This window comes from Streptomyces sp. R41, from assembly GCF_041053055.1.
Lineage (GTDB): Bacteria > Actinomycetota > Actinomycetes > Streptomycetales > Streptomycetaceae > Streptomyces.
Genome location: NZ_CP163443.1, coordinates 7,534,835 through 7,557,952, shown reverse-complemented (window position 1 = coordinate 7,557,952; position 23,118 = coordinate 7,534,835). Strand labels below are relative to the sequence as shown.

Below are 23,118 nucleotides of genomic sequence, written 5' to 3'. Positions count from 1 at the left end.
GGTACAGCGGTACGTCTTTCATCCTGTGGAGCGGCCAGGGACGGAGGCGAGGGCCCATCGGTCCAGGGCGGCCGGAGACTGGCCGCCCGTCGGACCCTGCGGGTGACCGGCGTCAGCGCACCGCGATCCGGCGGCCGGTGGTGCTGTCGGGCTCGATACGCACCCACATGTCACGCTCGCCGCCTGCCCATGGACCGCTGTACGCGAGCGCCTTCAGCCGTTCCACGGCGTCGCGCTCCCTCACGGCTCGGGCACGGCCGCGTACGAGCACGCTCCAGCCCTGGCTGAGCGCCTCGTCAATGTGGTCGACCTCGAAGGCGACGTGTGCCCCGACGGCTGTCGCAGGAACGGCGTCGGGTGCCGTCCTGAAGGTGATCGCGCCATCGATGACGCTGTAGTTGAGGGGCACGATGATCGGCCCGTCCGGCGTGTCCATCGCGAGCCTTCCGATGCCGTGCCGCGAGAGCCGTGCCCGGCACTCCTCGGCGCTGAGTTCGACGAGCTCGGGGTGGCGGGCCGCCCGACCGATACCTGGTGGCAGGTCGGCATCACCGCCACGCAGGGCGGCCACACTGGTCTCCAGCGCGTCGGCGAGCCGGATGAGGGCAGCGGTCCCAGGCATCGCGGTGGACCGTTCTTCCAGGTACTGGACGTAGCCAGGAGCCGTGCCCGCCCGTGCGGCCGCCTCCTCCCGGGTCAGCCCAAGTTCCTCGCGTCGCCTGGCGATGCGACGCCCGATGTCGCCTTTTGCGCTGTCCGCCGTGGTGGACGCCGCGCGCGGCGCTGTCTGCTCGGACATGATCCTTCGCTTCTTCCTGTCAGGGCGTCCTGACCGTAAGGACGTCGTGCTGCGGCCCGCCGAGGACGACCTTGAGCGCGCCGGTGTCGGCGGCCCTCGAGAAGACGTCGTACGCCTCCTCCATGGCGTCCAGCGGGAAGGTGTGGGTGACCATGGACGACACGGGCAGGTGTCCGGCGGCCATCATGCGCAGCAGGGTCGGAGTGGAGTGCGTGTCGACCAGACCGGTGGTGATGGTCACGTTCTTGATCCACAGGTCTTCGAGGTGGAGTGTCGCGGGCCTGCCGTGCACGCCGACATTGGCCACGTGCCCGCCGGGCCGCACCATGCGCGTACACATCTCGAAGCTCTCCGGCACCCCGACCGCTTCGATGACCACGTCGGCTCCAAGGCCCTGCGTGAGGTCGGCAGCCAACTCCTCGGCCTCGTCGCCAGCCACTGCCACGGCGTCGGCACCAAATTGTTTGGCGGCATCCAGCCGGGCGGGTGCGAGGTCCACGGCGATGATCTTCTCCGGGGTGTAGAGCCGCGCCGTGACGATCGCGGCCAGGCCGATGGGCCCCGCACCGACCACGACGACAGTGTCTCCGGGCCGCACCCGCCCGTTCAGCACACCCACCTCGTAGGCGGTGGGGAAGATGTCGGCGAGCAGCACGGCGTCCTTGCTCTCCAACGCGCCGGGCAGCAGATGCGTGGACAGGTCGGCGTGCGGCACGCGCACGTACTCGGCCTGTGTGCCGTCGATCAGGTGGCCGAGGATCCAGCCCCCGCCGTCGCGGCACTGCCCGTACGTGCCTTCGCGGCAGAACCGGCAACGGCCGCACGCCGTGATGCACGAGACCAGGACACGATCGCCGGGTCGGACCGTGCGGACGTCGCTGCCCACCTCGACGATCTCCCCGACGGCTTCGTGCCCGAGCACGGTACCTGGGCGTACCTCCGGGACATCGCCCTTGAGGATGTGGAGGTCGGTTCCGCAGATGGTGACGGCGTCGACGCGGACGATCGCGTCGGTGGCATCCTGGATACCGGGGTCGGCGACGTCCTCCCATGCGGCCTTTCCGGAGCCGTTGAATACGAGTGCCTTCATGACGATCCCTTCCTGGGCCTGACCGATGCCGGTCGTAAGGGACAACGATGAGCAATCGGCCTCCTGCAGGAGCGCCCCTCCGCTCCGGCCGGAATCACCGGTCCGGCTGTGCTCGGGTACCGCTGGGCGGCTTCCTCGCGCGCGGAGTGACCTTTTATGTCCAGCCTGACCGTGGCGGATGCTGTCCACATGGGCCGGTCGGCGCCCATTGCCGGACCGAGCAGGCCCGTTCGCAGGAACCGACGTCCGTGCGTGAGCGCACCGAGCCGACCGCTCCTCACCGACTCGGGCTGGACGGCCCAATGCCGCGCGCGTGTGTGGGTGCGGGACGGCCCAGTGATGCCGTCCGGTCGGCCCCTGCCGTCACTCACTCCCGAAATGTCACGTTGCTGTCCTTGATGAGCGGAGGTGCAGTGCGATGCGCAGGACGAAGGGTGCGAGGCAGCTGCTGTGGCGATGGCGGAGCAATCCGTTGCGTCGGCACGACGACATCGTCGAGGCCTGGATCATTCTGGTCGTCTGGACCGTCATCGCGTTGGGGGGCACCCTGGTCGGCGTGATGGCAGCTCATGCCGCCGACGAGTCCTTCGAGCAGCTGCGCAACGAGCGGCACTCGGTCCCAGCCGTCCTGCTCGAGAACACCGTACGGATCGCGCCGACGACCGAGGGCACGACGCATGACCGGGTCAGGGCGATGGTCCGCTGGACGACGTCGGACGGCTCCACCCATACCGGCCGGGCCCTGGTGGACTCCGGGCACAGGGCCGGATCGAAGGTCGTCATCTGGCTGAACAACGGGGGCCGCCCCACCACCGAGCCGCCGACCGCCTCCGCGGCGGCCTTCGAGGCGGGCACGCTCGGCGCGGGGGCCGCAGTCGCCTTCGCCGGCCTCGCGTTCGCCGCCGGCCGCGTCACGCAATGGCGGCTCGATCAGCGGCGCTACGCCCAATGGGGCCGTGAGTGGGACCAGCTCGGAGCTCAGCGGGGACGCAAGTCCACATGACCCGCATCGTGCACGGCGCCGCGCAACACCGTATCCTCGGCGGCCCGGTCCAGCGCCCGTAAGGCGATGAGCGAGCAGTCCACGCCGACGGTCATCGGACGGGTGGTCATGGCTGTCGCTCGCCCTTCGGCCCAGGCGGCCCCGGCGTCCACGGCACGGGCGGCATCCCACCCGCACGGTGCGGGAAAGGGTCCGGCCGCATGCCCTGTCCGTTGCCATGCGGCCCCTCCTCGGGGCCGGGTGGCCCATGGTGGAAGCAGGGCGTCGAGAAGAGATTGGAGTTGGCAGAACCGCGCTCCAGGAAGAGGCCAGGATCATGAACGCTTCCCCCACTTTCAGCATGCTGCGAGCGCTGCCCGCCGAGCACAGCGAGCGACTGATGGGCATCGCGCGGGAGGTGTCCTTCCCCCAGGGAACCCGCCTGTTCGAGGAGGGACGGCGCGCGGACCGGTTCTGGATCATCCGCACCGGCACGGTGGTCCTCGACATCCATGTGCCCGGCCGCCGCGCGGCCGTCATCGAGACCCTCGGGCACAACGAACTCATCGGCTGGTCCTGGCTGTTCGGACCGCACACCTGGCACCTGGGCGCCGAGGCCACCAGCCCAGTGCGCGCGTACGAGTTCGACGCCGACGTGGTACGGGCCATGTGCCAGGCCGATCCCGCACTGGGAATGGCAGTGGCCCAGTGGGCGGGAGACATCGTCGCCCGCCGGCTGCGATCGGCCAGGACCCGGCTGCTGGACCTGTACGCACCGTACGGCAGCGGAAGCGCTCGCTGACCGCTTCGGAATCCACCAGGGAGCCACCGTGCATGGGAGCCCGCACATCGTGAGCGATGTGATGACCCACACCGTCGCAGCCGTCGGCCGTGGAGCCGACTTCAAGGCCTCGTCAGCCGCGGTGATCTCCTCAAGGTGTTCCTCAGGGACGACGAGGACATCGCCGAGGAGGTCCACAGGGAAGTCGTGTCGTACCTGTTCCGTGCTCCGCTGTCTCCTGTCCGTGTGCAGGTGCGGGAGGGCGTCGTCACACTCGGCGGCCGGGTCAGGGACACCTCCTTGGTGCCCGTGGCCGCGCGCCTGGTGCGGGCCGTCGAAGGTGTGGTGGACGTGGAGTTCGAGCTGACAGGCCCGGTTCGCCTGCCGCAGCCCTGACCCGCGGCCGAACGGACAACAGCGCTCCGGTTGGGCCGGTCGGCCCTAGTGCATTCGGTCCCGCAGGGTGATGATCGTCGTCACAGGCAGCTCGTGGTCCGTAGTCACCAGTGAACAAGGGGTCGTCATGGCCGAGGCGCGTACGTTTTCGGAACAGAACCCCATCCGGGTCTTTCTGCTGGACGACCACGAGGTCGTACGCCGCGGTCTCACGGACCTCCTGGACGCCGAGCCGGACATCTCGGTGGTCGGCGACGCCGACAGCGTCGAGCACGCGCTGGTGCGCGGCCCGGCGCTGCGTCCGCATGTGGCCGTCCTCGATGTCCGCCTGCCGGACGGTGACGGCATCAGCGTATGCCGGGAACTGCGCAGCCAGATGCCGGAGCTGGCCTGTCTGATGCTGACGTCTTTCGACGACGAGGAAGCGCTGCTCGACGCGATCATGGCCGGGGCCTCGGGCTATGTGCTCAAACAGATCAAGGGCTCCGACCTGGTCTCGGCGGTACGCACGGTCGCTTCCGGTCAGTCGATGCTGGACCCCACGACGACCGCCCGGCTGATGCGCTCCCTGCGCGCGGATCCCGCCGAGGCACCGGCCCTGGCGCCCGAGCTCGCCAGTCTGTCGCCCCGCGAGCGCGACATCCTCGCGCTGATCGGCGACGGACTCACCAACCGGGAGATCGGCAAGAAGCTCTACTTGTCCGAGAAGACAGTGAAGAACCACATTTCCCGGTTGCTGGCCAAACTGGGCGTCCAGCGCCGCGTCCAGGCTGCGGTACTGGCCAGCCATCTCGAACAATCCGACGCCACCGACCACCCGACGCGCTGAGTCCTCCCGGCCCCGGACTGCGGCCGTGGCCGCAGGCTTCGCCGGTCAGCGTCCGGCCGCGGCTCCGTCCGAGCTCACGGGAACGCGCCACACGAGCCGTGTCCCGCCGCCCTGCGGCCGTTCACCGAGCGTCAGCGTGCCGCCGAGGGCAACGGCACGCTCCTCCAGGTTCTTCAGACCGCTGCGTTCGACGTCACCGGGCATCCCGCAGCCATCGTCCGTCACGGTGAGCGTCAACTCACCGCCGGCGCACCGGAGTCGGACGTCCACGGCTTGTGCTCCGGAGTGCCGGGCGGCGTTGCTCAGCGCCTCGCCCAGCACCGCGACGGCATGATCCGCGATCTCGCCGGGAACATCGGTCTCGACGAGCCCCTCGATCCGCAGCGCGGGCGGGAACCCGAACGACGTGGTCGAGGCCTTCACCGCCTCGGAGACCCGCCCGCGCAGGCCGCTCCCCTCTCTCGTGCCCGCCCCGTGCGCGCGGAGGCCGAAAATCGTGGAACGAATGATCTTGATGGTGTCGTCGAGGTCGTCGACGGTCCGTGCCAGGCGTTCCAACCCCTCCGGGTGCTCCATGAAGGGCTGCGCACTCTGCAGGGTCATGCCGGCCGCGAAGAGCCGCTGGATGGCAAGGTCGTGCAGGTCGCGGGCGATGCGGTCCCGGTCCTGGAGCAGCGTGATCTGCTCCGCGTCCCGGCGGCGTTCGGCCAGTTCCAGCGCCAGGGCCGCCTGATCGGCGAAGCCGAGCAGCGGTCCGGTGTCCACGTCGCCGAACGGCCTGCCACCCGGCACACGGCCCAGCAGGAGCACACCACGCGCCTTGCCACTGGTGCCGAGGGGCACCGCGACCACGGGCCCGAGCCCGGCCCACTGGGCTTCACTCTCACCCGTGCGGGCATCGTGCCCGATGTCGGCGCTGACCACCGGCTCCGCCGTGCTCAGTGCGGCTCCCAGGAAACCGTTCCGCGCGGACATCACCAGGCCGCCGAGTTCCTCCGCGCCGAGGCCGACCGCCAGCGCCGGCCTCAGTGCCTCCTCCCCCGGTACCCGCTCAGCGATCACCCCCATGTCCGCGGAGACGATCTTCCGGGCCTCGTCGACGATGAGTTCCAGCACCGCCGCGCTGGGCGCACCGGTCAGGAGCATGCTCGTGACCTCCCCGCTGGCCCGCTGCCAGCGTTCGCGGAGCCTGGTCTCCTCGTACAGCCGCGCGTTCTCGATGGCCACTCCGGCGGCCACCGCCAGCGTCGACAGGACGGACTCGTCCTCCGCGTCGAACTCCTTGTCACTGCGCTTCTCGGTGAGGTAGAGGTTTCCGAACACCTCGTCGCGCACCCGGATCGGCACGCCGAGGAAGGAGTGCATCGGCGGGTGATGGGCCGGAAAGCCGTAGGACGCCGGGTGTTCCGACAATTCTGGCAGCCGCAGCGGCACCGGATGGCGGATCAGCTCGCCGAGAATGCCGTGGCCGCTCGGTAGGTCACCGATCTCCGCCCGCTGTTCGTCACTGATGCCCACCGTCAGGAACTCCGACAGTCGGCTGTCGCCGCCGATCACGCCCAACGCTCCGTACTCGGCGTCCACGAGCACGACGGCTGCCTCGACGATGCGCCGCAGCACGTGCGGCAGATCCAGCTCCCGCCCGACCGACAGCACCGCTTCCAGCAGGCTGTGCACCCGGTCCTGCGTTCCGCGCGCCGCATCGATCCGCGCCTGCAGTTCGTCGAGCAGGTCATCCAGCCGCAGCTTGGGCAAGTACTGCTGGGAAACCTCGCGCCCATCCCCGCTCATCGTTTCCTCCGACCGACTCAGCGGACCAGACAGCTCGGACCAGTTCTCCCACTCTCACCGTACTGTCTGAGGCCCAGCCGACCGCAGCGCTCGCTGGAACTCGGGTTCACACATCTGGTGGAAGCGATCCTGCGGCGGCCGGAACCGAGGACGCGGGCAACTCCATGTAGCCGCCCCTCAGCTCTGCTGTGCGTCGGCGGCAAGTCGGGTGCCGATGCGGGCGGCCCATGCCTCGATCTGCCCGAAGTCGCGGAAGTCCCCGCCCTTGCCCGAGGAGAGGATCTTCTGGGCGATGAATCCCTTGGCTCCCGCTTCGAGGCAGCCCCCGAAAGTGATGTGTTCCCCGGCGTCGAGCCGGGTCATGGCGCGCTTCACGCCTGGTACGGGCGGGATGTCCCGCTGCGAAGCCGTGGCGTCGAGCGGACCGCTGCTGAAGAACCACAGGGGCCGCCGGGCCAGCGCGCGGCCGTGACGGCGGACGAAGCGGCGGGCGTCCTTGTGCCAGCGCCCCGCGTACAGTCCACCGCCGACCACCACGGCGTCGTACGACTCCACGTTCGTCACGGACGCGGCGGGCACCGCCTCGGCAGAAACCCCCTCCTTGCGCAGGACCTCAGCGATGGTCTCGGCGATCCGCGCGGTCGATCCGTTTGTCGTTCCGTAGGCAACCAGCACCTTGCTCAGCACGGCGGTGCGCCTCCCCTCACAGCCTTCGCAGCCAATCCTCGGTCACACCGTGCATGGCGGGCTCGTCCGGCCGCAGGTGCGAGTCGTCCTGCCGGTAGGAGAGCTCGTCGACCACCGCGACCACACCGTCGATGCGGTTGGTCATGGAGACGGCGATCTCCGCCTCACTCTTGCGCTCCACGTGGCCGTCGAGCGTGACCACACCCTCGACCACGGAGACCTCAACGGTCCGAGGCATCAGCCACAGCGAGCGGACCAGTACCTCTTCGATCACCTCGCGGCGGATCACGTCGTCCGGCTGCAGAAAGACCTGGATCAGGTCGCGGCGGGTGACGATCCCGACGAGACGGTCCTCCTCGTCCACCACGGGCAGCCGCTCCACGCGGTGCTCCGCCATGGTCCGGGCGGCCTCGGCGATGGTGTTGTCGGCGTGCACGGTGACCGGTGGCACGGACATCAGCTGTCCGGCGGTACGAGCGTGCGCCTTCGCGGCCTTTCGGCGGCCACTGCGGGTGAGCCCGGCGAACCGGATGCGGCGCTTGGTCTCGTAGGGGTCGGGTACGTCCGCCTGCCGGACCATGAGGTCGGTCTCGGAGATCACGCCGAGGACCTTGTCGTCCTCGTCGATCACCGGCAGCCCGCTGATGCGGTGCTCGGTGAGCAGCCGTGCCACTTCCTTGAACGGGGTGCCGTAGCGGGCCGTGACGACCTCCGTCGCCATCACGGATCCGATCTTGTTCTGCCTCATGTCTGTTCCTCCTCAGCGCAGTCGGCGCAGATAGGGGTCCTGGGCGCGGCGCGGCAGCAGGCGGACGCGTGCGTCGAGCACGGTGACGGCGGCCGGTGTCGCGAGAACGGGGTTGAAGTCGGCTTCGGCGACCTGCGGCAGGTCGCTCGCCATGCGGGACAGGCGCAACAGGAGCTGTTCCAGGCCTTCGAGATCGGCCGGCCTGCTTCCGTGTGCGCCGAACAGCAGCGGTGCGCAGCGCGGGGCGGTGATCAGGTCGTGGACGTCGTGGTCGGTCAGCGGGGCGAGTCGGGCGGCGTGGTCGGCCAGCACCTCGGTCGCGGTGCCTCCGAGCCCGAACAGCACGAGCGGGCCGAAGACTTCGTCCTGGACGACGCCCGCGAACAGTTCGGTGCCGCGCGCGGCCAGCGGCTGGACGACCACTCCGGTCATGAGTCCGGCGAACCGGGTCTCGAAGTCCCGGAAGGCGGCACGCACCTGGGCGTCTCCCTGGAGATCGAGGTGCACGGCGTGCTGTTCGCTCTTGTGGAGCAGGCCGGGCCAGTGGGCCTTCATGACCACGCGGCCGTCGGGGCCACGCAGCCGTTCGGCGGCGATGACGGCGTCGTCCTCGGTCTCGGCCCAGGCCCAGGGCAGTTGCGGAATGCCGTAGCAGGCGAGGAGTTCGGCGCAGGTGCGCGGGTCGAGCCAGCCGCCGTCCGGGTGGGCGGAGAGGTAGGTCTCGGCGACCGTGTGCGCCCGGGCCGTGTCGACCTCCGCCAGCTCCGGGACCGTGCCGGCCGGCCGGTTCAGCCAGGCGGCACGACGGGCGGCGTACGCCAACGCCCGTGCTGCCGCGCCCGGTTCGGCGTACGACGGGACGGTGCCGCCTTCCCGCGCGGGCAGCAGCTTGACCGGCAGGTCCTGCTCGAGCCGGACGACTGCGACCGGCCGTTCCCGACGGCCGGGTCCGTCGGTGAGGGCCCGGACGAGGTCGTCGCCGGTCGCTGCGGCGACCGCGGTGGGGACGAGGGCGAGCAGCAGGGCGTCAACGCCCTGGTACCGCAGGAGCCGGTCCGCACAGTCCCTGAGCTGCTCTTCCGACACGGCCGCCGTGGCGTCGACGGGGTTGCCCACGGCGGCGCCCTCGGGCAGCACGGCGAGCAGGTCGTCGATCAGTTCGGGGGTGGGGGCGGGCAGGGACAGTCCGGCCTCGGCGCACGCGTCCGCCGCGAGGACACCCGCACCGCCCGCGTTGGTGACGATCGCCACGCGGGTCCCGGCCGGGAGCGGCTGGGAGTGCAACAGGGCGGCGGATTCGAGGAGTTCACCCACCGAACGGGTGGCGGTGATGCCCGCCTGCGTGAACAGCGCCTGCCGGGTCATGGTCCGGGTCGCGGCGGCCGCGGTGTGCGAGGCGGCGGCACGGCGGCCGGCCTCGGTACGGCCCGCGTCGACCGTCAGGACGGGCATACGGCGGGTCACGCGCCGGGCGGTACGGGAGAACGCCCGCGGGTTGCCGAAGGACTCCAGGTGCAGCAGGGCCAGTTTGGTACGGCCGTCGCTCTCCCACCACTGGAGCATGTCGTTGCCGCTGACGTCGTACTTGTCACCGAGCGAAGCGAAGGACGAGACGCCGATGCCGAGCCGGGACAGCCCGTCGAGCACGGCGATGCCGACGCCGCCGGACTGCACGGCCACGCCCGCCGTACCGGGGCGCGGGTGGTCGGCGGCGAAGGTGGCGTCGAGCCGGAGCCTGGGGTCCGTGTTGGAGATACCCAGGCAGTTGGGTCCCACCAGCCGCATACCGTAGGTGCGGCATGCCGCCATGAGCGCTTCCGCCTGGTCACTGTCGAGCCCGGCCGACACCACGAGCAGGGCTCGTACGCCGGCCTTGCCGCACTCCTCGGCCGTGGCCGGGAGTGCGGCGGCCGGTATCGCGAGGACCGCGAGATCGGGCACCTTGGGCAGCGCGCCGACCGACGGGTACGACGGCACGCCGAGGATCGACGAGACGTGAGGGTTCACCGCGAAAAGCCGCCGGGTGAAACCGCCCTCGTGCAGATGGTGCAAGAGGGCCCGCCCCACCGATCCCGCCTTGCGCCCGGCACCGACCACCGCGATCGCGTCGGGGCGCAGCAGCGGTTCCAAGCTGGCGACATCGGCGGCCCGGCCACGCGCCTCGACGGCCGACAGGTAGGTGTCGTCCTCGTCCAGCACGATGGTGCAGCGCACCTCCGGGCCCTCGAATCGGCGTGCGGCACGCAGGCCCAGGTCGGTGAAGAGTCGCAGCACTTCGTAGTTCTCGCTGAGCGCGTCGGCCGTGAACGTGGTGACGCCGTCCGCGCGGGCGGCGGAGACCAGGTGCTCGACGAGGAGCGTGCCGACGCCTCGGTGGTGCAGCCCGTCGGCCACGGCGATCGACATCTCGGCCATGTCCGCGTCGTCGCCGGTCTCGTATTCGGCCAGGCCGATCACCCGGCCCTGAATCTCGGCGAGGAGGGCCCGGTATCCGGGGCGCGGCGGTGCGCAGGCCCGGTCGGCGGCCACGTCGCCGGAGCGGCGGCTCGCGGCGAAGAACCGCAGCCGGAGGTTCTCCGGAGACATCTCCTCGTAGAACCCTCGCAGTTGCTTGCGGTCACCGGGCCGTACGGAGCGTATGCACACAGTGGTGCCGTCCGCGAGCAGGGCATGCGCGGTGAGGCGATCGCGGTCGTCGTCCGTCATCTCGGGCCTCCTCGAAACCTCTCGGCCCTTCGAGCATCCAGCGATCCGCGAGCCGGCCCCATGGGCTGGTCGGGTGCGACGTATGGGCCGACCGACCCTGTCTCGCGGTCCGGTCCGCGGCGGATGGTGGACACCCTGGACTCCCGCACGCATGGAGGGACGAACTGCCATGACCCAGCCGATCGTTGTCGGGATCGACGCCTCCGCGCCCAGCAGGGCAGCGGCCGAATGGGCGGCGGGTGAAGCGGAGCTGCGCGGAGTGCCGCTGCGGGTCGTGCGCATCGAGGGTGCCGGTCCGACCGAAAGGACCGCCGCGGAGCTCCTCTCGCTGGGCTCGCGGGCCTGTTGCACCGTTCTCGGGATGCGCGGCGCGAGCGGCTTCCCGGGGCAGGCCGTGGGCTCGGTGGCCCGGGAGGTGGCCGCCCGTTCGGGCCGGCCCGTGGTGCTGGTGCCGGGCGGCCCCGGCCCTGCGGGCGGCGAGCGACGGACGGAGTGGGTGACGCTGGGTGTCGACGCCCGCGATCCGGTGAGCGCCGTCGTGGACTTCGCGTTCGACGCCGCACGGCGCCGCGGTACCCGGCTGCACTCCGTGCACGCCTGGCGGCTGCCCTTCGCCGCCGAGCTGTGGATGCGGTACGCGCTGCCGGAGGAGGACCGGGGTGCGTGGGAGGACCACGAGGTGCAATTGCTGTCGGACGCGCTGCGGCCTTGGCGGGAGAAGTATCCGCAGGTGGACGTATACGAGGACGTCCGGCTGCAGAGCCCGTCGGCCGCCCTGGTCCAGGCGTCGGCCTCGGCGGGGCTCCTGGTGGTCGGCCGCGGGGGCGGGACGCTCGGTCCCACGCTGCTCTCCGTACTGGAGCACACCGGGTGCCCGGTGGCCGTGGTTCCCCACTGACGAGGGCGCCCGCTCACCGGTTGGGCAGGGTGAGGATGCAGGACTCGCCGGGACCGACGGAGACGGTGCGGTCCGAGAGGGCGATGTCGATCGGATCCATGCGCGACGCGGGCACATTGACCCACAACTGGCCGGAGCTCAGCTGCAGTCGTACACCTCGATGGCCGCGGTAGCGGATCGTGAAGCCGTACTGGGACAGCTCCGGCAAGGGCACGGGGTCGAGCCGCAGCGCGCCCTCACGGGTTTCCAAACCGGTCAGTCCGCGCTGTACGAGGTCGACGGTGCCGGCCATCGCGCCGAGGTGGATGCCCTCGCCGGTGGTGCCACCCTGAAGATCGGCGATGTCCCCGTCCAGAGCCTCGTGCACGTACGTCCACGCCTCCGCGCGCCGGGCCCGGGCCAGCACCCACCCGTGCACCAGACTGCTCAGCGTGGAGCCATGGCTGGTGCGGCGCAGGTAGTGATCGACCGTTCGACGCCAGAGCGTGTCGTCCAGCTCATGTCCGAGCCTTCGGAACAGGCCCCCGAGCTCCGTGGGCGAGAAGAGATAGCCCAGCATGAGGACGTCCGCCTGCTTGGACGCCTGGTAGCGGTTGACGGTGTCGCCTTCGGCCTCCAGGATCCGGTCGAGCCGCCGGATGGAGCCGTACCGCGCGCGGTACCCGGCCCAGTCGAGCTCCTCCAGAGCGCCGTAGCCCTGGAACTGGCTGATCACCCCGGCGTGGAAGGGCACGTACAGCTTCCTGGACACGTCCTCCCACCTTTCGAGTTCGGCGGAGTCGAGACCGGTGCGTTCGCAGAGGTCACGGCGCGGCAGTTCGGGCAGCCTGTGCAGGGCGTCGAGACTGCGGGCGAGCACCCAGGCGGCGGTGACATTGGTGTACGCGTTGTCGTCGAGCCCGGGCCGCTCGGCGCCCGGGTAGGCGTCGTGGTACTCGTCGGGGCCGACGACGCCGCGGATCCGGTACCTGCCGAGCGTCCCGTCGTACGCCGCGAGGCCGGCCCAGAAGCGGGCGATCTGCACCAGCATCTCGATGCCCTTGGTGTGCAGGAACTCGGTGTCGCCGCTCGCCTCGCAGTACTGCCACACGTTGTACGCGATCGCCGAGCCGACGTGGTGCTGGAGCCGTGAGTGGTCGGGCAGCCAGCGCCCCGAGTGCGGGTTGAGATGCAGTTGCTGTGTTTCTTCCCGGCCGTCGCTGCCGCTCTGCCACGGGTACATCGCACCGGTGTGTCCGGCGTCGCGGGCGGCTCGGCAGGCCTGCTCCAGACGGCGGTGGCGGTAGGTGAGCAGGGCGCGGGAGACCTCGGGGAAGTGCAGGTTCAGATACGGCAGGACGAACAGCTCGTCCCAGAAGACGTGGCCTCGGTAGGCCTCGCCGTGCAGCCCGCGCGCCGGGACGCCGACGTCCAGGTCCGCGGTGTGCGGCGAGAGCGTCTGGAGCAGGTGGAAGAGGTGCAGCCGCAGCACCGGGCCGGCGCTGTTCGGCACGTCCAGTTCGGCGGTGCGCCAGAGCTGTCGCCAGGCCGTCCGGTGCGAGGCCAGCAGTGTGGTGAAGTCCGGGGCGCGGCCGACCCGGTCGAGGGCCGCGTGCACCGGATCCTCGATCGCCGGGTCGTGGGAGGTGTGCAGGGCGACCGTCTTGTCGACCGTCACCGTCCGGCCGTCGGTCAGGGACAGCCGCAGCAGTTGGGCAGCGCGGGCGTTGTGGTGCGCGTCGCGCGTCTCGGCGGCCGTGTCGGTGACGGTGCACGCTGCCAGGCCGATTCCGATGCCGGAGGTGCTGGTACGGCAGCCCAGCCAGACCGTGTCCGGCCCCGAGGTCCCGGTCTCGACGTGTGTGAGGTGCCGGGAGGCGAGTGAGCGGTAACGCTCCACTCCGGTATTGGCGACTGCGCCGTCGAGCGCCGACTCGATCTCGATCTCGCCCGACCAGCCCTCCGCCGTCACCTGCGTGCGCAGCAGGGCGAGATGGGGGTCGGCCATGTGGACCAGCCGAACCTGCCGAAGGGCGAGACACCGGCCGACGCCGTCCTCGTAGCGCAGGGTGCGCTCCAGGGTGCCGGCATGCAGGTCCAGGGTCTGGCGATGGTCGAGGAGCTTGTGGGTGTCGGGGGAGAGCCAGTTCCCCGAGGCGGTACGGAGACGGAGCGGCAGCCAGTTCGGCAGGTTGACCATGTCCTCGTTCTCGACCTGGCGTCCGGCCACGTCCGAAGTGAGCCGGTTGTAGCAGCCCGCCGCGTACGTGCCCGGGTAGTGGACGGCGTCCGCCACGCACTCGGGGGCTGCGCCGCGGGTGGCGAAGTAGCCGTTGCCGAGCGTGCACAGCGATTCGCGCAGCCGTTCCTGTGCCGGGTCGTAGCCCTCGTACTCCCAGGTCCAGTCGCGCATCCTCACTCCTTCTGTGCGAGCAGCTCCGCAAGGTCGTCGACGACCAGGCCCGCGCCGTGCTCCAGCAGCGCGGCCCGCGTCGCGGGGGTACAGGCCCGGTCCACGCCCACGACGAGCCGGAAGCCTCCGCGTCGCCCGGCCTCGACTCCGACGAGGGCATCCTCGACGACTGCCGCACGGTCGGCGGGGACGCCGAGGCGGCGGGTCGCCTCCAGGAAGGCGTCCGCGTTCTTGCCCGGTGCCGAGAGCAGCACCGTGCGGGCGCCGCCTTTCAGGTGCAGGGCGGCGGCGTCGCGGTCACGGAAGCGGCCGGGTCGTCGTGGATGACCTCGCCTCCGATGTGCCCGAACGTCGAGTCGTACTCCAGTAGGCGGGCCAGGGTCGCCGGCGGGGCGATGTCGTTGACGGCACCACCTCGACGTCCTGAGTGCCCGCCTGCGCCCGGTCGAGTGCGGCGCGCAGATATGTGCGGCCGATGCGGGCTCGGTCGGCAGCGGGTTGGCCAGGAGGATCTGGCCCGCGGCAAGGTAGTTGGCAGCCCGCCAGTGGGCGTACAGGGTGCGCAGTTCCTCGTCGGTCAGTACGGTGCTGTCCTGGTGTTCGACCCTGGGCATGGTGACTCCGTGGTCAGCGGGCGGAGGAGGCGGCATGGCCGGCAAAAAGGCGGAGGCATTGCCGCGCGCGGCGTACGAGCGGGAGTTGCTGCGTCTGCAGACGGAGCTGGTGAAGCTTCAGGAATGGGTACGGGCCGACGGTGCCCGGCTCGTGGTGGTCTTCGAGGGACGGGACGCGGCGGGCAAGGGCGGCACGATCAAACGCGTCTCGGAACATCTCAACCCGCGGATCGCCCGGACGGTGGCGCTGCCCAAGCCCACCGAGCGCGAGCGCACGCAGTGGTACTTCCAGCGGTACGTCGAGCATCTCCCGGCCGCCGGGGAGATCGTGCTGTTCGACCGCAGCTGGTACAACCGCGCCGGCGTCGAGCGTGTGATGGGCTTCTGCACCAAGGAGGAGCATCAGCTCTTCCTGCGCCAGTGCCCGATCTTCGAACGCATGCTGGTCGAGGAGGGCATCCTGCTGCGCAAGTACTGGTTCTCGGTGAGCGACGCGGAGCAGCAGAAGCGGTTCCGGCGACGGCTGAAGGATCCGACGCGGCGCTGGAAGCTCTCCCCGATGGACCTGGAGTCGATCACGCGCTGGGAGGCGTACTCCCGGGCGAAGGACGAAATGCTGGTGCACACCGATATCTCGGAGGCGCCGTGGTTCGTCGTCGAGAGCGACGACAAGCGCCGGGCCCGGCTGAACATGATCGCGCACCTGCTCGGCTCCGTTCCCTACCAGGAGGTGCCGCCGCCGGTTCTGGAGCTGCCGCCACGGCCGCCGTCGACCGGTTACGTCCGGCCGCCGCGCGATCTGCAGACGTACGTCCCCGACTACGCGGCGGGCCTCTGAGCCGCTCATGCCCGTTCTGCTACCACCGCGACCGGGCAGGCGGAGTGGTGCGGGACCGCGTGCGCGAGGGGGCCGAGCTGAAGTCCGAGGTGTCCCTGGCATCGCCGCGCGCCGACGACCAGCAGGTCGGCGTCGGCCGAGGGCAGGACATCGGTGGTGACCTTCACGTCCGGGGCGCGGCGGTGGCCACGCCGCTCGGCGGCCGCCACGATGTCTTCGGCAAGCAGCTGCTCCGAGGGCCGGTCCAGTCCCTCGGCAAGCGCGGCGCCTCGCAGCGCTCCCAGAGCGACGCGTACACCAGGCGCAGCGGCACGCCGCGCAGCGCGGCCTCGTCCATGGCCCAGTCCACGGCGCGCAGGCTGGGCTCCGAGCCGTCGGCACCCACGACCAGGGGCAGCTCCACCGTCCTCACCGCCCTTCACCGAAGTCGAAGACGATCCGGGCCTTGATCTGACCGCGCAGCACCTCGTCGATGGACTCGTTGACGGAGACGAGGGGCCGGGATTCCCGGATGACTCTGGTCCGGCCGGCCGCGTGCAGGTGGAACACCTCGGCCAGGTCCTGCCGCGTGCCGACGATCGAGCCGATCACCGAGGTGCCGTTCAGCACGGTGTCGAAGATGGGGAGCTGGATCGTGCCATGCGCCGGCAGGGCGACCATCACGAGCTTCCCACCCCGCCGCAGACCGGAGTACACCGCCGAGAACGCCGCTTCGTTCACCGCGAGCGCGATGGCGGTATGGGCACCGCCGTACCGCCTGAGCACCTCGCCCGGGTCGTCCTTGCGGGCGTCGATCACGAGATCGGCGCCGAGTTCCGCGGCGAGCTCGAGCTTCTCGTCGGTGATGTCGATCGCCGCGACGGCGGCCCCGGCGATCTTCGCGTACTGGACCGCCAGATGGCCCAGCCCTCCCACCCCCGAGATGGCGACGAGCTGCGTGGGCCTGACGTCAGCGACCTTCAGCGCCTTGTACGTCGTGACACCCGCGCAGGTGAGCGGAGCCGCGTCGAGGGGAGAGATCCCGTCCGGCACCGGCTGGGCGAAGTCGGCCCAGGCGAGCATCTTCTCGGCGTAGCCGCCGTCGCAGCCGTACCCGGTGTTGACCTGCTGCCCGCACAGCGTCTCCCAGCCGGAGAGGCAGTGCTCGCACCGCCCACAGGCCTTGCCCAGCCAGGGCACCGCGACGCGCTGCCCCAGTGCGAGGTGCGTGACCCCGTCACCGAGGGCCTCGACGAGGCCGACACCCTCGTGGCCGGGCACGAACGGCGGGTTCGGCTTGACCGGCCAGTCGCCGTGCGCGGCGTGGATGTCGGTGTGGCACAGCCCGGAGGCCTCCACCCGGATACGGACCTGGCCGGGTCCGGGCTCGGGGTCGGGGCGGTCCTCGATGACCAGGGGCTCGCCGAAGGCTCGTACGACTGCTGCCTTCATGGGTATGTCTCCTCGGTGATCAGTCGTGCGGGACGACGGCGACGGGGGCGGTGGCGTGATGCAGCACGGCGTGTGTGACGGGCCCGATGTGCGCACCCAGTGGCGAACGGCGGACGCGGCGCCCGATGACGACCAAGGAGGCCTCGCGGGAGGCATCCACCAGATGGTTGGCCGCCTTGCCGGACAGCGAGTCCTCGACGACGTCCACCGCGGAGTACTTCTGCCGCCACGGCCGCAGCGCCTCGCTCACCGCGGCGGCTTCCTCCGCGGCGATCCGGGCGTTCATTTCGAGGTCCGGGGGCATGCCGTACGCGATGTAGGGCGGCTCGTTCCAGCCGTGGACAACACGCAGAGACGTACCGCGCAGAAGGGCCGCTTGGAAGGCGAAGCCGATCAATGCGTCGTCGGGGTTCGCGGTGTCGAGTCCCAGCACGACGGGCCGGAAGGGGGCCGAGGCGGACGGGACGCCGGACGGGTCCATCGTGTGCTCGTCGGCGGCCTGTTCCCCCGCCCGTACGAGGACGACGGGGCGCTCGGCGTGTGCCACGACGGCCAGGCCGACGGAGCCGACCATGAAACCGCCCACTCCGCTCATTCCGCGGGAGCCGAGAACCAGCAGCTCGGCGTCCTTCGCGGCGCCCGGCAGCACCTCCGCGGGCCGCCCCGAGAGCTGCTCCATGACTACTTCGGCCCCTGGATGGCGCACCCGGATTCCATCGGCCGCTTCGCGGGGGATCCGTTCAGTCCAGTGCTGCTGCGTCTCGGCTCCGAGGAGCGGGGCCTGAGCCATGGGCTCGGGTACCGGCTCCCAGACGTGGACCACCTTCAGCGGCAGTCCGCGGAGCTCCGCCTCACGGGCCGCCCATTCGGCAGCGGCCCTGCTCTCGGGCGAGCCGTCGAGACCTACGGTGACGGTTCGGGGCATGGTCTCCACCTCCTGAATCGGGGGATCCGATTCCAGCGTCGTGTCGTGGGGGTTCGTGGTGCAGAGGCCGCAGGTCCCTGGAGGGGGCCGATCGGCCCAATGGACCCGCGGCCGGCGCGGGAGGACAGAACCCTGTCCGGGTGCCGTCCTCCCCTGCGTGGTCAGCGCAGCCAGCCGTTGCTCCGAACGAACGGCAGCTTGGCCCAGAGCTTGCCGACGCCCAGGGTGTCGCCTGCCGAGGCCGACGCCAGGGCGATGAGGACGACGGCGTAGATGAGGTGGTAGTCCGCGAACGGGTTGGTGGACATGCTTGCCGAGCCGTCGGACAGGTGCTTGGCCGGCGGCCACTCGGCGATCCACATCAGCGTCATCATCGCGGTGCCCGCGACGGCGGCCAGGCGCAGGGCAATCCCGCCGATCAGGGCGAGCCCGATACCGAGCAGGCCGGCCATGAAGAGCCAGTCGGCCCAGCCGGCGCCAGCCCAGTCGTGGAAGGTGGACTCCATCGGTCCGGCGGCCACGCCGCTGAGGAAGCCCTTGGTGGGCGAGCCGCCGTCGATCCAGCCCTTGCCGGACGGGGTGGCGTAGCCGAAACCGAAGGTCTTGTCGAGGAACGCCCACAGGAAGACGAACCCCGTCAGCAGACGGAGTGACGCGAAGGAGTAGGCCCGCAGGGTGTGTGTGTCGCTGCTCGCCGACACGGCGGACTCAGAGGTGGATGCGGTCCGGTGCCCACGCCAGGAGGGCAGGTGGAACCCCGGGCTCCGGTGAGGGTGCTCGTGCACGGCCATGGTGGTGATCCCTTCGGGAATCGGAGGCTGTTGGACCGGTGTCCGACAGCGCTCACTCTGGTGGCGCGGGGCGGTCCGTGCCGGATGCCGAAGGTCCGTGGGGGTGGGGCTGAACGGCCCTCTCCGCAGGGCCTGTTGGGCGTGCCGCGCGTGCAATTCACCGAAGAGGAGAACTACTTCTGCCGCGTCCCCTCCGCGCCTCCGCGTCGGTGCCACTCGAGGTACGCGGCCACTGCCGTGGGCAGAGTCGGAAAGATCCGTTCGGTGCCGATGGTCTTGGTCAGGCCGAAGGCGTCCAGGTCGTCGAGCAGGTCCTGCTTGACGCGGGCGAGAGCGAAGACGATGTGGCGCTGCTCGAAGTCCTGGCGCAGGGCGTCGACGGCGTCGAGCGCGGTGATGTCCACCTCGACAATGGCCTCCGTGTTGAGGACGAACCAGTCGAGGGGACCTACGTGTTGGTCGACAGCCGCCAGCGCTCGCCGTTTGAAGTCCTCGGCGTTGGCGAAGAACAGGGGCGAGTCGTAGCGGTAGACGAGCAGGCCGGGGACCGTGTGGGCCTGCGGATAGTCGTCCACGTCGTGCATGCCGGCCAGGCCCGGCACCAAGCCCTCGATCGCGTCGTGCGGGCGGGCCACCCGGCTGAGCAGTTCCGCGACCGAGAGCCCGACCGCCACAAGCACGCCGTACAGGATGTCCAGGGCGAGCACTCCGGCCAGGCAGCCCACGGCCAGCAGCAGCTCCCGGCGCCGGAAGGCGGCCAGCCGCCGGAACCCGGCCAGATCCATCATGCGGACGGCGGCATAGACGACCAGGGCGCCCAGAACGGTCGTCGGAGTGTGCGCGAGGAGCGGGCTGAGAAAGAGCAGTACGGCAAGGACCGCGGCGCAGGCGACGAGTGAGTACGCCTGGGTGCGGCCGCCGGCCGACTGCGCGAGAGCGGTGCGACTGGCGCTACTGCTGACGGGAAGGCCGTGCAGCGCGCCCGCACCCAGGTTCGCGGCGCCCATGGCCAACAGCTCCTGGTTGGCGTCGAGTTCTTCCCCCCGCTCCGCGAAGGCGCGCGCGGTGAGGATGACATCGGTGTATCCGACGATGAGCACACCGAGCGCCGGCAGCACCAGTTGCGGCAGGTCACCCGGTGCCGGCAGGCCAGGGCTTGGCAGCCCGGCCGGTACCGCCCCGATGACGGCGATGCCGTGGTCCTCCAGTCCGAAGGCCGCGACGGCCGCGGTGCCGAGCACCACGGCCAGCAGCGGACCCGGTGCATGGGGGAAGAACCGAGGCACCGCGAAGAGGAATGCGATGGCCGCCACGGAGAAGATCACCGTGGCGGGATGGGCTTCCCCCAGGTTCCTCACGAAGGAGAGCAGTTGAGGAAGGAACTCGGATCCCGAGGTCTTGACGCCCGTGAGTTTGGGCAGCTGGTCGACGATCAGGATGAGCGCCACGCCCGTCATGTAGCCGACCAGGATCGGCCGCGACAGGAGGTCGGCGAGGAAACCCAGCCGCGCTGCCCACGCGACCAGGCACACCAGTCCGACCACGACCGCGAGGCCGGCGGCGAGCGCCGCGTACTCGTCCGGGTCACCCGCGGCGAGCGGCCCCACCACGGTGGCCGTCATCAGTGCGGTGGTGGACTCGGGCCCGACGGACAGCAGCCGCGACGAGCCCAGCAGCGTGTACAGCAGCAGGGCGGGGATGATCGCCCACAGTCCGGCGACCGGTGGCAGTCCCGCGAGGCCCGCATAGGCCATCACCTGCGGAACGAGATACGCCGCGACGGTCACTCCGGCCAGCAGGTCGCCGCGCAGCCACGAGCGACGGTAGCCGGCCAGTACGGCGAGGCCGGGAGCCAGCCGCCGCACGAGACCCCGTCGGCGTTCCCCGGCGACCGCGTCTGGGCGCTCGGACACATGGGGCTCCCTTCGTCACCCCCTTCAGCATCGCCCCACGGTCGGTCCGCCGCGAGGGCCGGTCGGCCCCGCCCCGGCAGCGCAACGCCCAGGACCTTGCTGCCCCGCGAGGCGCAGAGGCAGGGCACCGAGCGGCCCTCCATGGGGAGCGCGCCGCAGGTTGGGCCGAACGACCCCTGTCCGGGACCGGGCGGCCTGTGGTGTCTCCCGCGTCACGCACCCACTCTGGGAGTAGCAGCCCCAGGGCTCCCGATGGGCACCCAGGACAGCCGGCGGCGAGGGCATCGCCATCGACGTCCGGCTCGTAGCGCACACCGCACGGGCCCCGGCGCACGCCGCTCAGACGGCGATCAGCCGCCCCTCCATCGTCCGCACATGACATCCCGAGGAGGAGACCATGTACGGCAGCCCGCACATCGTGAGCGATGTGATGACTCACACCGTCGTCGCTGTCAGCCGCGACGCCCCGTTCAAGAAGATCGTCAAGACGATGGAGGAGTGGAAGGTCAGCGCCGTTCCCGTATTGGAGGGCGACGGCCGGGTGATCGGTCTCGTCTCCGAGGCCGACCTGCTGCCCAAGGAAGAGTTCCGCAACAGCGACCCGGACCGCTTCACGCAACTCCGCCGCCTGTCCGACCTCGCCAAGGCGGGGGCGGTGACCGCCGCGGAACTGATGTCTTCCCCGGCCGTCACGGTGCAGGGCGACGCCACCCTTGCCCAGGCCGCGCGCATCATGGCCCAGCGCCAGGTCAAACGGCTGCCGGTCATCGACAGCGAAGGCATGCTCAAAGGCATCGTCAGCCGGGCGGATCTCTTGAAAGTCTTCCTGCGATCGGACGAGGACATCGCCGAACAGATCCGCCACGAAATCGTCGCGTACGTCTTCCCCGGTCCAGAGGAACCGGTACGCGTGCAGGTCGCCGACGGCGCGGTCACCCTCACCGGGCAGGCCGACGACCCCTCGCTGCGGTCGGTGGCCACCCGTCTGGTGCGAGCTGTCGAGGGCGTGGTGGACGTGAAGTGGCACCTTTCCGGGGACTCCGACACTCCACACGCTTCAAGGACTGCATCGCGTTGAGGCATCCGTTTCTGACCTCCGGTGCTGCCAAGAGGCTTCAGCCGCTGCAGGTTGGTGCCGTCCATCGCCGCCGCGCTGCTGACGCCGCCGCAAGAGATTCCGGGGCCGCCTTCGGCACGAACTGCTGGTGAGTAATGGAAAATTCCAGGACATACAAGTAAATTTCCATCCACTGCTTCGAGAGGTCACCGGCAGACGGGGGCAAAGGATGAGCACGGGTGACCGCGTCGCGGTGACGACCGGGATCGCACGACTGCACGCGTCGCCCGGACTTGCCGGCCCCGGCCGGCTCGGGCTGGTCACCAACCACACCGGCGTCCTCCCCGACCTGCGCCCGGCCGCGCCCGCGCTGCTCGAGGCCGGCGCGCGGCTGGTCGCCCTGTTCGGTCCCGAGCACGGGCTGCACGGGACCGGCCAGGCCGGCGAGAGCGAGGCCGCTCAGGCGGACCCCACCACCGGCCTGCCGGTCCACGACACCTACCGGTACGACGGCGAGCGCCTCGACAAACTGCTGCTCGGCAGCGGCGTCGACGCCCTGGTGTACGACCTGCAGGACATCGGGGCCAGGTTCTACACCTACGTGTGGACCATGTTCGACCTGATGGTCTCGGCGGCCCGTACAGGCGTACGGTTCGTGGTCGCCGACCGGCCGAATCCCCTCGGTGGACTCGTCAGCGAGGGCCCGCTGCTCGACCCGGCGTGGGCCAGCTTCGTCGGGCGCGCCCCGACACCCGTCCGGCACGGCCTCACCTGCGGCGAACTCGCCCGGCATCTCAACGCCTCGCTTGTGCCCCAAGTAGCGGGCAGAGCCGCTGACTTGACGGTGATCGAGGCGGTCGGCTGGCAGCGCTCCATGGACGCGGAGGCCACCGACCTGCCGTGGGTCGCGCCCTCGCCGAACATTCCGACGCCCGCCACTGCCACCGTCTACCCCGGCACCTGCCTGTTCGAGGGGACGAATCTCTCGGAGGGCCGTGGTACCACGCAGCCCTTCGAGATCGTCGGGGCCCCGTACATCGACGCGGGGTTCGCGCCCTCGCTCGCCGAACTCGCCCTGCCGGGAGTGCACTTCCGTGATCTGCGGTACGTACCGACCTTCCACAAACACGCCGGACGGCCGCTGCGCGGGGTCCAGCTCCACATCACCGATCGCGAGGCGTTCGCTCCCGTGCGTACCGCCGTCGCGATGCTCGCCACGCTGCGGCGGCTGTACCCGGACGACTTCGCCTGGCGCACCGCGGACGGCGACTTGGAGGGGACCGGTCATCGTCACTTCATCGACCTGTTGTGGGGGTCCGACCGGCTGCGGCGCGCCGTCGACGCGGGCGACGACCCGCTGCCGCTGTGCGATCCGCCGGCGCCGCCCGGCCGGTGGGCCGGCGACGACGTGCTGCTCTACCCCTGAGACCTCCTGCCCCAACGCCGCGCA

At 70.7% G+C, this 23,118-nt stretch carries 21 protein-coding genes and 1 pseudogene; 8 read left to right on the top strand and 14 right to left on the bottom strand.

The window, feature by feature from the left end:
• Window positions 1-112: 112 nt before the first annotated feature.
• Both AB5J53_RS34560 and AB5J53_RS34555 read right to left on the bottom strand, forming a co-directional pair.
• Entirely contained in the window at window positions 113-799 is a 687-nt protein-coding gene (locus AB5J53_RS34560; RefSeq protein ID WP_369249525.1) for a helix-turn-helix domain-containing protein, read from the bottom strand.
• A gap of 19 nt (window positions 800-818) precedes the next feature.
• Window positions 819-1,889 carry a zinc-dependent alcohol dehydrogenase family protein gene (locus AB5J53_RS34555; protein ID WP_369249524.1) on the bottom strand — a complete coding sequence of 357 codons (1,071 nt, stop codon included), beginning with the start codon at window positions 1,887-1,889 and terminating at the stop codon, window positions 819-821.
• Window positions 1,890-2,307: 418 nt separating this feature from the next.
• Here AB5J53_RS34555 and AB5J53_RS34550 point away from each other — a divergent pair, with 418 nt between their 5' ends.
• The 4 genes and pseudogenes from AB5J53_RS34550 to AB5J53_RS34535 all read left to right on the top strand — a co-directional run bounded on the left by AB5J53_RS34550 (window position 2,308) and on the right by AB5J53_RS34535 (window position 4,877).
• Window positions 2,308-2,892, top strand: a complete 585-nt coding sequence (locus AB5J53_RS34550) for a hypothetical protein (RefSeq protein WP_369249523.1) — start codon at window positions 2,308-2,310, stop codon at window positions 2,890-2,892.
• A gap of 316 nt (window positions 2,893-3,208) precedes the next feature.
• Complete coding sequence (locus tag AB5J53_RS34545) at window positions 3,209-3,673, top strand: Crp/Fnr family transcriptional regulator (protein ID WP_369249522.1); 465 nt, start codon at window positions 3,209-3,211, stop codon at window positions 3,671-3,673.
• Between the two features lie 99 nt (window positions 3,674-3,772).
• Window positions 3,773-4,018: pseudogene (locus tag AB5J53_RS34540) on the top strand (BON domain-containing protein); the annotation flags it as partial.
• 157 nt (window positions 4,019-4,175) lie between these two features.
• Window positions 4,176-4,877 (top strand): response regulator, encoded by a 702-nt coding sequence (locus tag AB5J53_RS34535; protein ID WP_369249521.1) that lies wholly within the window; start codon window positions 4,176-4,178, stop codon window positions 4,875-4,877.
• 45 nt (window positions 4,878-4,922) lie between these two features.
• On the opposite strand, the gene AB5J53_RS34530 is transcribed toward AB5J53_RS34535, so the two are convergent.
• The 4 genes from AB5J53_RS34530 to AB5J53_RS34515 form a co-directional block, all read right to left on the bottom strand.
• Window positions 4,923-6,668, bottom strand: coding sequence for a GAF domain-containing protein (locus AB5J53_RS34530; protein WP_369249520.1), 1,746 nt, complete (start codon window positions 6,666-6,668; stop codon window positions 4,923-4,925).
• A gap of 177 nt (window positions 6,669-6,845) precedes the next feature.
• On the bottom strand, window positions 6,846-7,355 hold the full coding sequence (locus AB5J53_RS34525) for a flavodoxin domain-containing protein (protein WP_369249519.1): 510 nt from the start codon (window positions 7,353-7,355) through the stop codon (window positions 6,846-6,848).
• A 16-nt stretch (window positions 7,356-7,371) separates the two neighbouring features.
• On the bottom strand, window positions 7,372-8,103 hold the full coding sequence (locus AB5J53_RS34520) for a CBS domain-containing protein (protein WP_369249518.1): 732 nt from the start codon (window positions 8,101-8,103) through the stop codon (window positions 7,372-7,374).
• Between the two features lie 12 nt (window positions 8,104-8,115).
• Window positions 8,116-10,809: a GNAT family N-acetyltransferase gene (locus AB5J53_RS34515; protein WP_369249517.1), complete on the bottom strand. Its 2,694-nt coding sequence runs from the start codon at window positions 10,807-10,809 to the stop codon at window positions 8,116-8,118.
• Window positions 10,810-10,978: 169 nt separating this feature from the next.
• Here AB5J53_RS34515 and AB5J53_RS34510 point away from each other — a divergent pair, with 169 nt between their 5' ends.
• Complete coding sequence (locus AB5J53_RS34510) at window positions 10,979-11,707, top strand: universal stress protein (protein ID WP_369249516.1); 729 nt, start codon at window positions 10,979-10,981, stop codon at window positions 11,705-11,707.
• A gap of 13 nt (window positions 11,708-11,720) precedes the next feature.
• Here AB5J53_RS34510 and AB5J53_RS34505 read toward each other — a convergent pair whose 3' ends face one another.
• Window positions 11,721-14,099 (bottom strand): glycoside hydrolase family 65 protein, encoded by a 2,379-nt coding sequence (locus AB5J53_RS34505; protein WP_369249515.1) that lies wholly within the window; start codon window positions 14,097-14,099, stop codon window positions 11,721-11,723.
• Window positions 14,100-14,101: 2 nt separating this feature from the next.
• Window positions 14,102-14,713 carry a hypothetical protein gene (locus tag AB5J53_RS34500; RefSeq protein WP_369249514.1) on the bottom strand — a complete coding sequence of 204 codons (612 nt, stop codon included), beginning with the start codon at window positions 14,711-14,713 and terminating at the stop codon, window positions 14,102-14,104.
• 34 nt (window positions 14,714-14,747) lie between these two features.
• Here AB5J53_RS34500 and ppk2 point away from each other — a divergent pair, with 34 nt between their 5' ends.
• Window positions 14,748-15,551 (top strand): polyphosphate kinase 2, encoded by an 804-nt coding sequence (gene ppk2 / locus AB5J53_RS34495; protein WP_369249513.1) that lies wholly within the window; start codon window positions 14,748-14,750, stop codon window positions 15,549-15,551.
• Window positions 15,552-15,556: 5 nt separating this feature from the next.
• Here ppk2 and AB5J53_RS34490 read toward each other — a convergent pair whose 3' ends face one another.
• From AB5J53_RS34490 to AB5J53_RS34465, 6 genes are all read right to left on the bottom strand, one after another.
• The gene (locus tag AB5J53_RS34490; RefSeq protein WP_369249512.1) at window positions 15,557-15,760 is read right to left on the bottom strand and encodes a universal stress protein; all 204 of its coding nucleotides are present in this window, start codon (window positions 15,758-15,760) and stop codon (window positions 15,557-15,559) included.
• Window positions 15,715-15,888: a hypothetical protein gene (locus tag AB5J53_RS34485; protein ID WP_369252640.1), complete on the bottom strand. Its 174-nt coding sequence runs from the start codon at window positions 15,886-15,888 to the stop codon at window positions 15,715-15,717. The genes AB5J53_RS34490 and AB5J53_RS34485 overlap by 46 nt, the downstream gene beginning before the upstream one ends.
• Before the next feature lie 71 nt (window positions 15,889-15,959).
• The gene (locus AB5J53_RS34480; RefSeq protein ID WP_369249511.1) at window positions 15,960-16,982 is read right to left on the bottom strand and encodes a zinc-dependent alcohol dehydrogenase; all 1,023 of its coding nucleotides are present in this window, start codon (window positions 16,980-16,982) and stop codon (window positions 15,960-15,962) included.
• Between the two features lie 19 nt (window positions 16,983-17,001).
• Window positions 17,002-17,907 (bottom strand): universal stress protein, encoded by a 906-nt coding sequence (locus AB5J53_RS34475; protein WP_369249509.1) that lies wholly within the window; start codon window positions 17,905-17,907, stop codon window positions 17,002-17,004.
• Between the two features lie 161 nt (window positions 17,908-18,068).
• Window positions 18,069-18,698, bottom strand: coding sequence for a hypothetical protein (locus tag AB5J53_RS34470; RefSeq protein ID WP_369249508.1), 630 nt, complete (start codon window positions 18,696-18,698; stop codon window positions 18,069-18,071).
• Window positions 18,699-18,871: 173 nt separating this feature from the next.
• Window positions 18,872-20,611, bottom strand: coding sequence for a SulP family inorganic anion transporter (locus AB5J53_RS34465; RefSeq protein ID WP_369249507.1), 1,740 nt, complete (start codon window positions 20,609-20,611; stop codon window positions 18,872-18,874).
• A gap of 397 nt (window positions 20,612-21,008) precedes the next feature.
• On the opposite strand from AB5J53_RS34465, the gene AB5J53_RS34460 reads away from it, so the two are divergent.
• Window positions 21,009-21,689, top strand: coding sequence for a CBS domain-containing protein (locus AB5J53_RS34460; protein WP_369249506.1), 681 nt, complete (start codon window positions 21,009-21,011; stop codon window positions 21,687-21,689).
• A gap of 208 nt (window positions 21,690-21,897) precedes the next feature.
• Window positions 21,898-23,094 carry an exo-beta-N-acetylmuramidase NamZ domain-containing protein gene (locus AB5J53_RS34455; protein WP_369249504.1) on the top strand — a complete coding sequence of 399 codons (1,197 nt, stop codon included), beginning with the start codon at window positions 21,898-21,900 and terminating at the stop codon, window positions 23,092-23,094.
• Window positions 23,095-23,118 lie beyond the last annotated feature (24 nt).